Below are 15,497 nucleotides of genomic sequence, written 5' to 3'. Positions count from 1 at the left end.
CGACGCTGTCAGGTGTTTCCCGCCGCCGTTTCGCGCCGTCCCCAGCTTGCAGCGTCCTGCGCAGGACGAGTTCCGGTCATCAGGGGCCCTGCCGCTCGAAATCCTTCGACATCGCGACGTGGCGCGAATCAGCGCCGCGCTTATGCTCTAGGCTGCGTCCGTCGGCCGGGCGGCCGCAGCGAACGTCACTTCGCGGTCTTGCGCACGGCGGACGTGCGCCTGCTCGCTGGCTTCGATGCGCTCTTCCCGGTCTTCGATTTCGCCGCCCGCTTGCGGCCGCTGGTCTTGGTCTTTGCCGCCTTCTTGGCCAAGACGCGCATGTTGTCGACCAGATTGGGATAGCGCCGTCCGGCGCGCCGGGCGCGGGCCTTGGCCGTCGCCTTCTCGGCCGGAGTGAGATGGGTGGAGGCCTTGCCGGCGCGCTTGCGCGGATTGGCCTTGCTCCAGGGAGCGCGTGGGGTTCGTGCCATGCATTGCCAACGCATGATCCCCCACCCGGTTTCCGGTGCGTCGAACTACGCGCCCGGCGGCAGCTTCGGCACCGTGGCCCTGAGCATCGCCTCCAGCAGCTTTTCGGCCGTGGTGCCCGGCGGCGAGCGGCGCAGGATGTCGGCAAGGCGGCCGTCGAGCAGCAGCATCGTGTAGCCGTGCACCAGCGACCAGGCGCGGGCGATCGCTGCCGACTGATCGAGCGACAATTCCTCGTCGCCGACCGGACCTTCGCTGCGCGCGGCGACCGAGCCCGCGAGTCCGGCAAACGAGGCTTCCGCGGCCTCGTGCAGCGCGGGGCGAGAATAATCCAGACGCTCCGTCCGGAACATCAGTCCATACATGCCGGGATTGGCCTGCGCATAGGCGACATAGGCGCGGGCCCGCGCCATCGCCCGCTCGATCGGCGTGCCCGGCTGCTCGCCGGCCGCTTTCATCGCTGCATTGAACCGCGTGAATCCGATTGCCGCGAGCTCGCTGACCAGCCCGGTGAGATCGCCGAAATGATGCGTCGGCGCCGCATGCGACACGCCGGCCTCGCGCGCCACCGCGCGCAAGGTCAGTCCGGCCAGCCCGTCGCGCTCCAGCACGCGCTCGGAAGCTTCGAGCAGCGCATCGCGCAGCGCGCCGTGATGATAGGGGGCGGCCGGCTCGCCCGCGCTCACCGCGCGCCGCGATCGCGTCCGGGCCGCCGCCGTCGTCGTCCGGTGCCTGCTCAGTCTTGCCTGTTCGATCTTCGTCATGCTTCTCCTTATACAAGCAATTTTGACAGCGTAAAGATTAGCCTTGACCTCGGACTTCTCGGCCGGTAGCTTTATCTTTACATCGTAAAGATAAAGCTGGCATCGAGGGGAAGGACACGCCATGAATGGACCGTCGAAAGAAACAGTCCAGCGCCGCACTCCGCGCGACAACATCGCGCCGATCCCGTTCGAGGCCGACGCGCCGTTCCTCGCCATCACCGGCGAGCTGCCGCGCGAGCTGAACGGCACGCTCTATCGCAACGGCCCCAACCCGCAATTCTCTTCGCCAGGCTCGCACTGGTTCGTCGGCGACGGCATGCTGCACGCGTTCCATCTGGAGAACGGCCGCGCGTCTTATCGCAACCGCTGGATCCGCACCCCGAAATTCGAGGCCGAGCGCAAGGCCGGCCGCGCCCTGTTCGGCGGCTTCGGCCGCAGGCTGCCGGATGCGCCGGCCGACGTCACCGATGGCGGCGTCGCCAACACCAACGTCATCGCCCATGCCGGCCGCCTGCTCGCGCTCGAAGAGGCGCATCTGCCGACCGAGATCGAGCCGGGCACGCTCGCCACCCGCGGCTATCACGATTTCGGCGGCCGCCTGCGCGGCGCCTTCACCGCGCATCCGAAGACCGATCCGGTCACCGGCGAATTGCTGTTCTTCGGCTACAATGCCGCCGGTCCGCTGACGCCGGCGCTGTCCTACGGCACGGTCGATGCGGCCGGCAGGCTGACGCGCCTCGATCGTTTCGAGGCGCCCTATGCCAGCATGGTGCACGACTTCATCGTCACGGCCAACCACGTGCTGTTTCCAATCCTGCCGCTCACCGGCAGCATCGAGCGCGCAATGTCCGGCAGGCCGCCTTATGCCTGGGAGCCCGACAAGGGCGCCTATGTCGGTGTGATGAAGCGCAGCGGCGACATCAAGGACATCGTCTGGTTTCGCGGTGACGCCTGCTACGTCTTCCACATCATGAACGCCTGGGAGGACGGCAACCGCATCGTCGCCGACGTGATGCAGTTCGAGGAAGCGCCGCTGTTTCCGCATCCCGACGGGCGCCCGACCGATCCGGCCAAGTCGGTCGCGCGGCTGTGCCGCTGGAGCTTCGACCTCGCCGGCAACACCGACCGCTTCTCGCAGAGCTATCTCGACGACCTCACCGGCGAATTCCCCCGCATCGACGACCGCCGCGCCGGTCTCGCCAGCCAACATGGCTGGTACGCCTGCGCCAATCCCGACGGGCCACAGTTCGGCGCGCTGTCCGGGCTCGCCCATGTCGACGGCGCCGGCACGCGCCGGGCGACGCACCTGCTGCCCGCTGGCGACACCCTGTCCGAGCCGGTGTTCGTGCCGCGCAGCCGCGATGCCGCCGAAGGCGACGGCTGGCTGCTCACGGTGGTCTGGCGCGCCGAGAGCAACACGTCCGACCTCGCGGTGTTCAACGCCACCGACATCGGCAATGGGCCGGTGGCACTGGTGCATCTCGGCCATCGCGTGCCCGACGGCTTCCACGGCAATTGGGTCGGGGCTGACGATCCAAGGCATTGAAAAGCCTTGCGTAAGCTGCGAAGTCACAAGATTTTGACACTGTCAAGATTTGCTTGACCCGACGCCGTACGGACTCTAAATATCTTGGCAGTGTAAAGATTGGCCGGGCGAACTTATGACGATCTTCCTCATCCTTGCGCCCTATGGCGTCTATGCTGCGCTGATGATGGTGGTCTCGGCCACGCTCAGCCTGGCCGTCGGCGCCGCGCTGTGCCTTGCGGTGGTGGCGCTGGATGTGATCAAGGGCCGGTCGATCAAGATCCTCGGCCTCGGCTCGGCCGTCGTGTTCGCCGCCGTAGCCGCCTACCTCCAGCTCATCGATCCCACGCCGAGCGCCTCTATGGTGCGTCTTGCGGTCGACTGCGGCATTTTCGCGCTGTCGCTGGGCTCGATGCTGCTGCGCATGCCGTTCACGCTGCAATATGCGCTCGAGGCCGTCCCTCCGGAAACCGCGGCGATTCCGGGCTTCCTGCGCGCCAATTACGTCATCACCGGCGCCTGGACTGCTTCCGCGCTGCTGATGATCGTCGGCAATCTGATGACGCTCTACGTGCCCGGCCTGCCCTATTGGACCGGCCTCGCCATCGCCTTTGCCGCCCGCAACAGTGCACTTTATTTCACGCGCTGGTATCCTGACTACCGCCGAACAAAGGACGTGGCAGCGCAGACTGCCGCCGCAATGTCCGGCCAAGATTCGTGACCGGGGTCTGCTGCAGGAGACGTGCGTGAAAGTCGTGTTTGCCAAGCTGATTGCCGACTTCCTGTCGGCCGCAGTGTTCTTCCTCCTTTACATCGCGACCGACGACGTGGTGCTGGCGACCGCCGTCGCGGTGGCCGTCGCCGTGGTGCAGGTGGTCTGGGCGCGCATCAAGGGCGTGCACCTCAGCTTCATGGCCTATGCCAGCGTCGGCCTCGTGATCGTGCTCGGCGGCGTGACGCTCCTGACCAACGATCCCCGCTTCATGTTCGCCAAGCCCGCGATCGGGCATTTCGCCATCGGGCTGATCATGCTGAAGCGCGGCTGGATGCTGCGCTACGTGCCGCCGATCGTGTCGGAGACCATCCCGGAATACGTCACCATCGCCGGCTATGCCTGGGCGGCGCTGATGTTCGCGCTCGGCCTCGGCACCATCGCGGTCGCCATGACCGGCGACATCAAGCTGTGGGTGCTCTACATCACCGTGGTTGCGGGCGGCGCCAAGGTCGCGGCCTTCGCGCTGCAGTTCATCGCCTTCCGCTTCGTGGTCGCCAACCGCCTCAGGGCGGCCCGGGCCTGACCGCTGCATCCGATCGCCGCAATGGGCTTACGCGCAAAGATGCGCTATAGGGGCGGCCGAACGCATCCTCGAGGCCGCCGCCTCGAGGTCCGCAAAGCGCAACGCCAGGAGAACGATCGATGGCTGTGGACGGCAACTGGAATCTGACCTTGAACACGCCGATGGGCGAGCGCAGCGCGACCCTGAGCGTGAAGAGCTCGGGCGCGACGCTGACCGGCACCCAGGCCGCCGAGGGCGATTCCGCCGAGATCTTCGACGGCACCGTCAACGGCGATGACGTCGCCTGGAAGGTCTCCATCACCAGCCCGATGCCGCTGACGCTCGACTTCAAGGGCAAGGTCGCCGGCGACACCATCTCCGGCGAGATGGGCATCGGCTTCATGGGCAGCTTCCCGTTCACCGGCGCGCGCGGCTGATCCGTAAGGTGGGCAAAGGCGCGCCCACGCCGCCACTCGATGGCGATGTGCTCTCCCGCGCCGTGCCCACCATTCGCTCCGCAATGCTCCGACTGACGGTGGGCACGCGACCGCCTTGCGGGCGGCCGCTTTGCCCACCCTACCGCCGCGCCGCTCGGGCTTGTTCCGCTTCACATCTCAAACAGCATGGACAAGCGCGCGCGCACTCGCGGCGAACATCGCCCGAGGGATACATCGGCATGTCCCTCTCCAAATGCAGAGGGCGCAGGGAAGGCCAGGCGTCGGCTGACGCCTGCGGCCCGCCTGCGAAAGAAATGCAGGCGGCAGGTACCACAGGTGCAGCCGAGAACACCCGGCCTTCCCTGCGCGATGGTCTTCACGCTTATACGCGATCTCCCCGGTGTCCGGCTTGTTAGCCACCGTCGCCCGAAGGATCATCATCCTCCGGACTTGGCGCCAGCTTCGGGGCGCCAGGACCACGCGACTTCGCGTCCGCATATCGCCGTTCGTCGGCACACCCCGAGGGCATGCTGCGGCAATCCGCGGCCATCGCCTCCCCGCCTCGCGTGTCGTGACGATCGCGCGCAACGCCCCTCCGCAGTGAGGCGGGATGGCGAGAGAGAACCACGATTTCCGAAATTTGGCAAGTGATTTATTTTTTTCGGAAATAGGAGCCGCCATCTCGCCTCCCCGGCCGGGCATCACGCAACACTCTCTCTTTTGTCATCGAGCCCGGACTCCATCGTGCGGCAATGCGCGCGGCAAAATGGATTCCGGGCTCGCGCTGCGCGCGCCGCCCGGAATGACGGCTGAGTTTGTCGCGGCCGTCGTGCCCATATGCCGCGTTCAAAACCAGATCTGCATCGGCACGCCATGCGCGTCGCGCGGCGGCTCGCCCTCAGGGACGCTGCCGACACAGTCGCAAGCGGCGAGTGCGACGGCGCAGGCGTCGAGCACGTCGTCTTTCTTGGCGCCGGTGCCGCGACGCGCGATGCCGATCCAGTCATCGATCTCGGCAAAGCCCCCGCCGATCAGCAACTCGCGCCGCAGCGCGGCGCCCTGCTCCGTCTTCTTCGACGGCAGCGGCGCGCCGTGGAGGCGCAGGAACACGAGCTCCGGATGCACCTCGCGGATGTCGAGATCGCGATGCGCGCGCACGAAGGCATCGACCTCCATGATCTTGCGGCCGAGATGCCAGAGCTGGCGCGAGGCGCGCGGCTGGCGGCGGCGCGAGGCCTCGATATTCGCCTCATCGGGATCCGTGTACTCCTCCCACAGCCAGCGCCGCGCGCCAGTGAAGACGCGGGAGCGATGCGGCGTCAGCTTGTCGCGGGCGAGCTGGTCGCAGTCGCGATTGCCGTCGTCGGTCATGCCAATCGGCATATCGATGGCGGCACGGGCGAAGGGGGCTGCAAGCGCGGTCGAGATATCAGCCGGGAAGCTGATCGCGTGATCATCGCCATCGATCGAGACAGCGACCCAACCGTTGCGGAATCCGTCGAGCCCGACGACCAAGGGCCGCGAGTGGAAATTCCCGCCTAGCACGTTCGCGTAAGCTTGTGACGCGGAGAGCAGCCACAAGACTGCAGCCGCGGCTCGGGATATGTGCGCTTGTTAGGTACTTGGACGCCACTTTCTCTAAACCACGCGAGAAGCGCCCTTTTTGATGTATCACCTATTTCGCTTCGGCGATGACCACGTCGAGCACCGATCTCGATGCGAAATTTCAGAAATTTCGCGGGCAATACAACGCCGTTCCGGCCGAAATGCCATGCGGCCTTCATGACCAAAACATTGCGCCCACCGATATCCCGAGACTGGTCTCCCAGCTGATGGACAGAGTTCCGAACCTGAATATATCCGCCGGCTCTAGGGCGATAGATATTGTCAGGACGCGAACTCCGGTCGGGCTTTTTTGTCTGAAAGCGCGAATCCCGCCAATATTGATCGAAGCTCAAGATTTCGCCGACCTCTCCAGCCCAAATGACTGCATCAGGATGCCACTTTCCATCCTTTCCTCTTAGCAGCGAGCGCCCCGCGAATGCCATCACGAGGTCGCCCACCTCAGCCAGCCTGCGTATTTCCGGCTTGCATATGGCGAGCGTTACGGAGGGCGGACCATAGTTCGGTGCGCTACCGTGATCCACTGTGATGACGTATCGCCACAAGTGCATGATCTAGCCGAGGTTCAGCTCCTTGAAGAAGTCGTTGCCCTTGTCGTCGATGATGATGAAGGCCGGAAAATCCTCCACCTCGATGCGCCAGATCGCCTCCATGCCGAGCTCGGGATATTCGACGACCTCGACCTTCTTGATGCAGTGCTCGGCGAGGTTCGCCGCGGCGCCGCCGATCGAGCCGAGATAGAAGCCGCCGTGCTTCTTGCAGGCTTCGCGCACGGCCGGCGCGCGGTTGCCCTTGGCGACCATGACCATCGAGCCGCCGGCCGCCTGGAACTGGTCGACGAAGGAATCCATGCGGCCCGCGGTGGTCGGGCCGAACGCGCCGGAGGCGTAGCCGTCCGGGGTCTTGGCGGGACCGGCGTAGTAGACCGGATGGTTCTTGAAGTAGTCCGGCAGCGGCTCGCCGCGATCGAGACGCTCGCGCAGCTTGGCGTGCGCGGCGTCGCGGGCGACGATCATGGTGCCGGTCAGCGACAGCCGGGTCTTGATCGGGTTCTTCGACAGGGTGGCGAGGATGTCCTTCATCGGCTGATTGAGATCGATCTTCACGACCTCGCCGCCAAGCGCCTGCTCGACCTCCGGCAGATACTGCGCCGGATGGTGCTCGAGCTCCTCGAGATAGATTCCGTCCCTGGTGATCTTGCCGAGCACCTGGCGGTCGGCCGAGCACGACACGCCAAGCCCGATCGGCAATGACGCGCCGTGGCGCGGCATGCGGATGACGCGCACGTCATGGCAGAAATACTTGCCGCCGAACTGCGCGCCGACGCCGAGCGACTGCGTCATCTTGTGGATTTCCTGCTCCATCTCGAGATCGCGGAAGGCGTTGCCGTCCGGGGAGCCCTGGGTCGGCAGCGCGTCGAGATAACGCGCAGACGCCAGCTTGACCGTCTTCATGCACAGCTCGGCCGAGGTGCCGCCGATGACGATGGCCAAGTGATAAGGCGGGCACGCCGCGGTACCGAGCGTCAGGATTTTCTCCTTCAGGAACGCCAGCAGCCGGTCCTTGGTCAGCACCGACGGCGTCGCCTGGAACAGAAAACTCTTGTTGGCCGAGCCGCCGCCCTTGGCCATGAACATGAACTTGTAGGCGTCCTCGCCCTCGGCATAGATCTCGGTCTGCGCCGGCATGTTGTTGGCGGTGTTCTTCTCCTCGTACATCGACAGCGGTGCGACTTGTGAGTAGCGCAGGTTCCGGCGCAAGTAGGCGTCACGTGCGCCTTCGCTCAGCGCCGCCTCGTCGTCGCCATCGGTGATGACGTTGCAGCCCTTCTTGCCCATGATGATCGCGGTGCCAGTATCCTGGCACATCGGCAGCACCCCGCCGGCGGAGATGTTGGCGTTCTTCAGGAAGTCGAGCGCGACGAACTTGTCATTCGGGCTGGCCTCCGGATCCTCCAGGATGCTGCGCAGCTGCTTCAGATGGCCGGGGCGCAGGAAGTGGTTGATCTCGCCGAACGCGGCCTCCGACAAGGTCCGCAGCGCCTCCCGCGACACCACCAGCATGTCGCGGCCCAAGACCTTCTCGACCCGCACGCCGTCGGTGGTGATCTTCTTGTAGGGCGTGGTGTCCGGCCCCAGCGGAAACAGCGGCGTGTGCTTGTAGGGCGGGACGGGCTTGGACTGGTCGGGGAAGGCGGTCGGCGCGTTCATGGCGAGCTCGTGGGGTTCTAAAGATGGCCGCCCAAAGCGGTCTTGACAGGTCTGATACGCTACCCGTCGGAAGCCTTGCAAGACATGTCTCCGTACAGCAGCCGAGGAGTAAGATCATGGCGACTTTTGTCCTGATTCCAGGAGGTTGGCACGGCGGCTGGATGTACGCCGCGCTCTCGGCCAGGCTCCGGCAGGCCGGTCATGACGCCTATGCCTTGACCCTGAGCGGATTGGAGGAAACGCCCGCCCGCACCCATGCCGTCAATCTCGAGACCCACGTCACCGACGTCGTCGAGCTGCTGACGACCGAAGATCTGTCCGAGGTCATCCTGTGCGCGCACAGCTATGGCGGCATGGTCGCGACCGGCGTCGCCGACCGCGTGCCGGAACGGCTCGCCGCGCTGATCTATCTCGATGCCTTCGCACCCGAGAACGGTCAGTCATGGTGGGATCTCGCCGGTGACGCGTATCGCCGGTTCGTGATCGAACGCGCCGGGCATGACGGGCTGACGGCGCTGCCGCGCGAGGGCTCCGACCCGCGCCGCCGGCCGCATCCGCTCGGGACCTTCATCCAGGCCCTGAACCTCCGCAGTCCGGCGCCGCCTACTCTGCGCCGCACCTTCGTCTACGCCAGCGGATGGAGCGCGACGCCGTTCACCGCGCAATATGAGCGGCTGCGCAACGATCCCGCGTGGCGCGTGCAGGCATTTGCGTGCGGGCACGATGTCGTGCAGCACGCCCCCGACGAGACGTTCGACCTGCTGATCGAGACGGCCCGCGAGGTCGCCGCAACATGATGCCGCGAGCAGTGCAGTGTCGCACGACGAGATCGATTGCGATCGGTTGCCGAATTATGTAACCTTAGATTGTTGACATATTCATTTTCTTCCTGGAGGCGTCATGACACGAGGTCTCGTTTCCATCATCGCATTCGTCCTTGCCCTGATCACCCTGCTCCCGGGCTCCGCTGGTGCCGTCGGTCCCGGCCGCGCGTGCGGCGGCTTCGCCGGCATTCGCTGCAATGCCGGTCTCTATTGCGAATTCCCAGCCGGCCAGTGCGGCCGGTTCGACATGATGGGCGTCTGCCGCCGAAAGCCGACGCTCTGCCCACGCATCTACATGCCGGTCTGCGGCTGCAACTTCCAGACCTACGGCAACGACTGCGAGCGCCGCGCAGCCGGCGTCTCGCTCGCACATCCGGGCCGCTGCTGGTTCTGAGCAAGCGATCGCGCCGCTGCCGCCGGCATGTGACCGCCGTCCCGTCAACACGCGGCCACACCCGCTGATGATCTTGTGCGGCTGCGGCGCATCGCGCTTGCATGCCCCCCTCGCGCAGGCTTCAATGGCGCGGGGGTATTTGGAATGCAGTCATCGCTTTGCTCATTTGGCCGCTTGGCCGGTTTTGTTTTTCTCGTTGCGTTGAGCAGCGCGCTGCTGCCGCAGGCGGCACGGGCCGATCGTTGCGATGACGTTGCCAAGGAACTGAAGAACGGCATCGACGGCATCAAGATCGGCCAGACCGCGGCCGGCACGGTCTATCTCGCCCATCCCAAGGCACGCGAGATCACGCTCGGCTGCTCATCGAAGAATGTCAGCAACCAGCTGTTCGGTAAATCCGAACGAAAGCCGACGCCGGCCTTCATCGAGCTGATGGCGAGCGCGGCGGCGATCGTGTTCACCTTGCCGAAGGACGACATGCAGCGCGGCGTCACACGCTGTTACCGCCGACTCGGGATTTTCCGCGGCGACGACGTCCCCAGCCGCTACCGCCGGCTCGACATGCGTTGCGCCCGAACCAAGACCGAGTCCTCGATCACGATCAGCCGCAGCAAGGACCAATAGGCCGGGGGCGAAGCGATAGCCCTGTCGTTTCTGCGCCGGCGGCAGCGACCCGTTCACTATTCGCCGCGCCACCGACAGTTGCAGACAATTCGAACGATCTGCTTGACGAAGTTTTCGTCAGGGATGGCCACGCTTGTCGCAACACCAAGCGAGGAGCTGGACCATGTCCGTTTCGAGCGTTTCGTCGTCATCGCCGCCGCCCTCACCGCCGCCGGTCTCGACCGAGACGACCAAGCCGCAGACCCAAGACACCCAGGCGCGGAACCAGACGCAGCAGAGCCAGGCCGTGAATCCCGCCAAGACCGGCGACGAGGCGGCCGCGGAGAAGCAGGCCTCGCGTCCGCCGCTGCCGCCCGGCCAGGGCACCCGCGTCGACATTCTCGCCTGACGATCCCACACCCTCAGGCCAACTTCGTATAGCGGCGGCGCCTCAGGCGCCTGCCGCTATACGTGTGAGCGGGGCCCTGGCGGCGCGGCGATCCACGTGGTTTTGGAGCACGCGCGCGGCTCGCTCGGGTGAGGCGTTACAGGTCTACCGACACCCACTTCCCGTGCGGCCGCCCCTCACCCCAACCCTCTCCCCGTGAAGAACGGGGAGAGGGAGCGCAGCGCCGACGAGGCGCCAGCGAGGCTCTCAGAGGAGCACGCGAAGCTCGCTTCAGCATGACTGCACGCCCTCAGCCCTCAGGCATCCAGCGCCTTGTAGTGGCGGAAGATGCCGTCTTCGTTGAAGGGGATGCGGCGGTCGCTGGCCAGATAGGCCGAGATGTTCGGCCTGGCGGCGACGCGGTCGTGCAGCGCGACGAGGCCGGGAATGTTGCGCTCGAATGCCGTCATGCGGTGGGGAAACGCGTAGCGCAGTCCGGCGACGATCTGGAACAGCGACAGGTCGACGTAAGTGAGCCGTCGCCCGGTGACATAGGCGCCGCCGCTGTGTGCCAGGAGCCGTTCGAAATAGCCGAGGAATTTCGGCACCCGTTCGTCCCAGAACTCGGCGGTGCGCTTCCTGGCCGGCGCGCGCTGGTCCTCGTAGTACAGCGTCGGCCCGAGCGGATGGTGGGTGTCGTGGATCTCGACGACGAAGTCGGAGATCGTCAGTTGCAGCTGATGCAGCCAGGATTGCCCCGCCTCGGCCTTCGGGGCGAGGCCATGGCGGGGGCCAAGGAACAGCAGGATGTTGGCGGTCTGGCCAATGACGCGGCGGCCCGCCTTCAGGAATGGCGGCGCGAACGGCGGCGTATCGCTTGCGGCGTCCATCATCGCCGTCATCGCACCGATGCCGTCCTCGCGCGCGACATCGCGATAGGCGGCGCCCGCCTCCTCCAGCGCGAGCCGCACATATTCGCCCCTGCCCTGGATCATCGGCCAGTAATACAGCTCGTAGCGCATGGGCCATCCTCGTTGCCTGTTCATCGCGGCACGCCACTATAACCACGCGCAAAGCAAAAGCGCCGCGGATTGCTCCGCGGCGCCCGATGTTCGTTCGACCTATGGCGTCAGCCGACCTGCTGGATCGCCGACAGCTGCCAGTCGGCGCCGGGGTGACGCAGGAAGGTCCAGATCTCCGTGACCTCCTGCGGCTGGTCGGAGCCGTCGACAACGCGGCCCGAGGCGCGCTCGATGGTCTTGTCGGCCAAGGTGAAGCGCATCGCGACCGTGGCGTAGTCGGCGCCATTCTCGCGCCAGGCCTCGGCGAGGTCGCCCTGCAGCAGCTTCACGGCGCTGACCTTGTTGACCACGCCGCGGGCCTGGTTCTGCTCGAGATCGCGCTCGAAATACGAGGCCATCTCGGGCGTCGAGAGCAGGCGCAGGCGGCCGACATCCTCGTTCGACCAGGCGGACTGGATCTCGCCGAGCAGCCGCTCGAACGCCTCATAGTCGGCCGGCTGGATCTGCAGCGGCGGCACAGTGTTGCCGCCGCCCAGGCCGCCGAAGCCGCCGAGACCACCGAAGCCGGAGCGGAAGCTCTGCTGGCCGTCGGCCGGCGCCGGGCCGGCGGCATAGGCCGGCTGGTTGCGGCGCTGCCACCAGGCCATCGCCATGCGCACCAGGAACACCACCAGCAGGACCTGGAGGATCAGGCCGATGATCGAGGCGAAGCCGCCGAGGCCGGAGAGCAGGCCGCCGCCGAACAGCATGCCGAACAGGCCGGCGCCGAGGAAGCCGGCGGCGAGGCCGCCAAGCAGGCCACCGGCGCGACCGCCGAACAGGCCGCCACGCGCGGGCGCAGCCGTGTTGAAGCCGCCAGGCTGGCCCGGCTGGGTGATCGTCCTATTGAACTGCGACGCCGATCCCGGCGCGGTCGTGGTCGAAGGCGGCGCCGAGAAGGTGCGCGTGCCGCGGGAGCCCGAGCTGGAGCCGCCGCCGATCCGGGCGTCGGCCGCCGAGACGGCGAGCACCGTCGGCAGCGCCAGTGAAAGGGCCACGGCCATCGCCTTGAGGAGGCCGCTTTTGCGCTGCATGAAGCTCATCTGTGTTTCCCATGACTCCCCGGAATGGGGATGCCCGTAAGATGGGCACAACCCGCGAAAAAGGAAGGCGGCACGAGGCCGCGCGGCTGCGGCGCTGGGTCGCGGGATGAACGCGCCCGGCCGGCTGGTCAAGGAATCCGCCAAGGAACTCCGGTAACCTATTGTGGCGCCATGGTTTCCTTGACAGCCGCCACGAGCTGGCTGAGCGTGAAGGGCTTCGGCAGGAACGCAAACTGCTGGTTCTCCGGCAGGCTCTTCTCGAACGCATCCTCGGCATAGCCCGAGACGAAGATGATCTTGATCTCCGGATTGCGCTCGCGCATCGCCTTGAGCAGCGTCGGCCCGTCCATCTCGGGCATCACCACGTCGGACACCACGAGATCGAGCACGCCGTCGCACTCCTCCAGCGCCTCCATCGCCTCGACGCCGTTCGACGCCTCGATGACGCTGTAGCCGCGCGAGCGCAGGCCGCGCGCGTTCAGCGCCCGCAGGCCCTCCTCGTCCTCCACCAGCAGGATGGTGCCCTGCCCGGTCAGGTCGGCGCGCGGCTTCGGCGCATCGGCGGCAGCCGGCTCCTTGGCGGCGCCGTTGACGGCCTGCGGCTCGACCTGGACCTCCGGCACGACGATGTGGCGCGGCAGGAAGATCTGGAACGAGGTGCCCTTGCCGACCTCGCTGTCGACATAGATGAAGCCGCCGGTCTGCTTGATGATGCCGTAGACGGTCGAGAGCCCGAGGCCGGTGCCCTTGCCGACCTCCTTGGTCGAGAAGAACGGCTCGAAGATCTTCTCGCGGATCTCGGCCGGAATGCCGGTGCCGGTATCGCTGATCTCGATGCGGACGTAGTCGGCGACGGGCATGCCCTTGTACGCGGCCTGCGCGACCTCGTCGGCCGAGACGTTGGCGGTGCGCACCGAGAGCTTGCCGCCATCGGGCATCGCGTCGCGGGCGTTGACCGCGAGGTTCACGATCACCTGCTCGAACTGCGAGACGTCGACCTTGACCGGCCAGAGGTCGCGGCCGTGAACCAGGTCGAGCTTGACCTTCTCGCCGATCAGCCGGCGCAGCAGCATCGTCAGGTCGGACAGTGCATCGCCGAGATCGAGCACCTGCGGCCGCAATGTCTGCCGGCGCGAGAAGGCGAGCAGCTGCCGCACCAAGGTCGCGGCGCGGGTCGCGTTCTGCTTGATCTGCATGATGTCCTGGAACGACGGGTCGGTCGGCTTGTGCGCGTTCAGCAGGAAATCATTGGCCATCATGATGGCCGAGAGCACGTTGTTGAAGTCGTGGGCGATGCCGCCGGCGAGCTGGCCGACCATCTCCATCTTCTGCGACTGGTTGATCTGGTTCTCGAGCGCGCGGCGCTCGGTGGTCTCCAGCATGTAGACGATCGCAGCTTCCGTCTCGCGCTCGTCCTCGTCGACCGCGGTGACGAAGAACTGGCCGAAGCGCTCCTTCGGCCCGTCCAGCATCACCTCGACCGGCGGAATGTCCGCCTGCCCCTCGGCCGCCTGGTTGATCGCGGCGATCAGCAGATGCCGGTCGCGCTGGCTGACGGCGCGGAAGATCGACTTCGCCGCCGCCGCATCGCCGCTGACGCTCTGCGCGAGCTTGGCGAAGCGGGCGTTGGCGCGCACCACGGCGCCGCCGCGGTCGACGGTCGCGATCGCCATCGGCGTATGGTCGAAGAAGCGCATGAAGCGCACCTCGGCGGCGCGCTCCGGATCGGAGCGCTCGTCGCGGGCGCGGCTGATGACGAGCGTGCGCGAGGCGCCTGGCTTGCCGTCGGCGCCGAAGGCGAGCTTGTGGTAGAGCCGCGCCGGCATGGTCTTGCCACCGCGCATCTTCAGGTCGATGTCGAACACCTCGGTGCGGACCTCGCCGGGCACCGCGACGATCGAGCTGAGCAGCGAGGCACCGTCGCCCGAGACGACGTCGGCGAGCTTCAGCCCGCCCGAGCCGATCTCGGCGAGATCATAATCGAGCCAGTTGGCGAGCGTGGCGTTGACGTAGACGAGGCTGCCTTCCGGATTGACCGAGAAGAAGCCGCACGGCGCATGGTCGAGATATTCGATCGCGTGCTGCAGCTCCTGGAACACGTCCTCCTGGCGCTCGCGATCCCGGGTGATGTCGGCGATCGACCACACCGCGTAGCGGGCATGGCGCTTGGTCTGGCCGAGCGGGCGCACGCGCATCCGCAGCCAGCGCCCCTGGGCGCCTTCGGCCGCGGTGATGCGGACCTCCTCCTGCTGCCGCTTGCCCTCGCGCGCCGCCTTGAGCAGGCGGAACACCGCTTCGGAGACATCGGGATTGCCGATGAAGACACGCTCGACGGGACGCGCCTCCTGCGCGGTCGCTGCTCCCGTCATGTTGAGATAGGCGGCGTTGGCGTAGACGACATGGCCGCGCGGATCGGTCACCGCGAGGCCATCGAAGGCGTGATCGGCGATCGCGCCCAACACCGGATCGTCGGTCGACTTGTCGGCGAAGCGGACGATGCCGGCGGCGAACGCGAACAGATTGAACAGGCCGACGGTGGCGAGCAGCGACAGCAGGCCGAGAATGTAGGGCTGCGCCTGGGCGCGGCCGATCGTCATCAGCGCGATCGCGACCGCGACGAGGCCGAACGCCACCAGAAGGATCAGCAGAATGCTGCCGCTGCGGCGCGGCCGCTCCGGCAGGCCCGCCTGATCCTGTAACCCATCATTGTCGGAATCGGCGCTCATGGCTCGGGGACGCGACCTGTCGGCTGGGAGCCCCAGCCCGTTCGCGCGGCTCCCCCTTCCACCTGCCTGAATCGACGGGTCAAGCGCAAGCCCGTCAAGCCGATATTCCATGATTTATCCGTATTTTGCGGTCCGTCCGGGGACCTGCTCGGTT

Annotated in this window: 16 protein-coding genes; 8 read left to right on the top strand and 8 right to left on the bottom strand. The window is 66.5% G+C overall.

Annotated features, from left to right (window positions below; translation table 11 throughout):
- Positions 1-185: 185 nt before the first annotated feature.
- Positions 186-470: a hypothetical protein gene (locus tag ACQR1H_RS14235; protein ID WP_316218132.1), complete on the bottom strand. Its 285-nt coding sequence runs from the start codon at positions 468-470 to the stop codon at positions 186-188.
- Between the two features lie 45 nt (positions 471-515).
- Positions 516-1,232 carry a TetR/AcrR family transcriptional regulator gene (locus ACQR1H_RS14230; RefSeq protein WP_434907713.1) on the bottom strand — a complete coding sequence of 239 codons (717 nt, stop codon included), beginning with the start codon at positions 1,230-1,232 and terminating at the stop codon, positions 516-518.
- A 121-nt stretch (positions 1,233-1,353) separates the two neighbouring features.
- On the opposite strand from ACQR1H_RS14230, the gene ACQR1H_RS14225 reads away from it, so the two are divergent.
- The 4 genes from ACQR1H_RS14225 (at position 1,354) to ACQR1H_RS14210 (ending at position 4,471) form a co-directional block, all read left to right on the top strand.
- On the top strand, positions 1,354-2,778 hold the full coding sequence (locus ACQR1H_RS14225; RefSeq protein WP_316238722.1) for a carotenoid oxygenase family protein: 1,425 nt from the start codon (positions 1,354-1,356) through the stop codon (positions 2,776-2,778).
- 115 nt (positions 2,779-2,893) lie between these two features.
- Entirely contained in the window at positions 2,894-3,478 is a 585-nt protein-coding gene (locus ACQR1H_RS14220) for a hypothetical protein (RefSeq protein WP_316238723.1), read from the top strand.
- A 25-nt stretch (positions 3,479-3,503) separates the two neighbouring features.
- On the top strand, positions 3,504-4,055 hold the full coding sequence (locus ACQR1H_RS14215; protein ID WP_315804277.1) for a septation protein IspZ: 552 nt from the start codon (positions 3,504-3,506) through the stop codon (positions 4,053-4,055).
- 119 nt (positions 4,056-4,174) lie between these two features.
- The gene (locus ACQR1H_RS14210) at positions 4,175-4,471 is read left to right on the top strand and encodes a hypothetical protein (protein WP_315804278.1); all 297 of its coding nucleotides are present in this window, start codon (positions 4,175-4,177) and stop codon (positions 4,469-4,471) included.
- Positions 4,472-5,317: 846 nt separating this feature from the next.
- On the opposite strand, the gene ACQR1H_RS14205 is transcribed toward ACQR1H_RS14210, so the two are convergent.
- Genes ACQR1H_RS14205 through ACQR1H_RS14195 form a run of 3 tightly spaced genes read right to left on the bottom strand, consistent with a single transcriptional unit; the run spans position 5,318 to position 8,304 of the window.
- Positions 5,318-6,016, bottom strand: coding sequence for a DUF429 domain-containing protein (locus tag ACQR1H_RS14205; RefSeq protein WP_434837876.1), 699 nt, complete (start codon positions 6,014-6,016; stop codon positions 5,318-5,320).
- The gene (locus ACQR1H_RS14200) at positions 6,010-6,645 is read right to left on the bottom strand and encodes a hypothetical protein (RefSeq protein WP_410053177.1); all 636 of its coding nucleotides are present in this window, start codon (positions 6,643-6,645) and stop codon (positions 6,010-6,012) included. Before ACQR1H_RS14200 ends, ACQR1H_RS14205 begins: the two co-directional genes overlap by 7 nt.
- Positions 6,646-6,648: 3 nt before the next feature.
- Entirely contained in the window at positions 6,649-8,304 is a 1,656-nt protein-coding gene (locus ACQR1H_RS14195) for a fumarate hydratase (protein WP_434907712.1), read from the bottom strand.
- Positions 8,305-8,420: 116 nt separating this feature from the next.
- Here ACQR1H_RS14195 and ACQR1H_RS14190 point away from each other — a divergent pair, with 116 nt between their 5' ends.
- The 4 genes from ACQR1H_RS14190 to ACQR1H_RS14175 all read left to right on the top strand — a co-directional run bounded on the left by ACQR1H_RS14190 (position 8,421) and on the right by ACQR1H_RS14175 (position 10,534).
- Complete coding sequence (locus ACQR1H_RS14190; protein ID WP_316218137.1) at positions 8,421-9,101, top strand: alpha/beta fold hydrolase; 681 nt, start codon at positions 8,421-8,423, stop codon at positions 9,099-9,101.
- Positions 9,102-9,204: 103 nt separating this feature from the next.
- Entirely contained in the window at positions 9,205-9,522 is a 318-nt protein-coding gene (locus ACQR1H_RS14185) for a Kazal-type serine protease inhibitor family protein (protein ID WP_434883462.1), read from the top strand.
- 144 nt (positions 9,523-9,666) lie between these two features.
- Entirely contained in the window at positions 9,667-10,146 is a 480-nt protein-coding gene (locus ACQR1H_RS14180) for a hypothetical protein (protein WP_434907711.1), read from the top strand.
- A gap of 163 nt (positions 10,147-10,309) precedes the next feature.
- Positions 10,310-10,534, top strand: a complete 225-nt coding sequence (locus ACQR1H_RS14175) for a hypothetical protein (protein ID WP_315804283.1) — start codon at positions 10,310-10,312, stop codon at positions 10,532-10,534.
- Positions 10,535-10,830: 296 nt separating this feature from the next.
- Here the strand turns inward: ACQR1H_RS14175 and ACQR1H_RS14170 are convergent, their stop codons facing one another.
- From ACQR1H_RS14170 to cckA, 3 genes are all read right to left on the bottom strand, one after another.
- Positions 10,831-11,535, bottom strand: coding sequence for a glutathione S-transferase (locus tag ACQR1H_RS14170; protein WP_434907710.1), 705 nt, complete (start codon positions 11,533-11,535; stop codon positions 10,831-10,833).
- A gap of 107 nt (positions 11,536-11,642) precedes the next feature.
- On the bottom strand, positions 11,643-12,608 hold the full coding sequence (locus ACQR1H_RS14165; protein ID WP_434907709.1) for a Tim44 domain-containing protein: 966 nt from the start codon (positions 12,606-12,608) through the stop codon (positions 11,643-11,645).
- A gap of 167 nt (positions 12,609-12,775) precedes the next feature.
- Complete coding sequence (gene cckA, locus ACQR1H_RS14160; RefSeq protein ID WP_316218141.1) at positions 12,776-15,343, bottom strand: cell cycle histidine kinase CckA; 2,568 nt, start codon at positions 15,341-15,343, stop codon at positions 12,776-12,778.
- Between the last annotated feature and the right edge of the window lie 154 nt (positions 15,344-15,497).

Source organism: Bradyrhizobium sp. HKCCYLRH2015 (genome assembly GCF_051168215.1).
GTDB lineage: Bacteria > Pseudomonadota > Alphaproteobacteria > Rhizobiales > Xanthobacteraceae > Bradyrhizobium.
The sequence above is the reverse complement of the archived record's forward strand: the minus strand, read 5'-3'. Positions and strand labels throughout refer to the sequence as shown.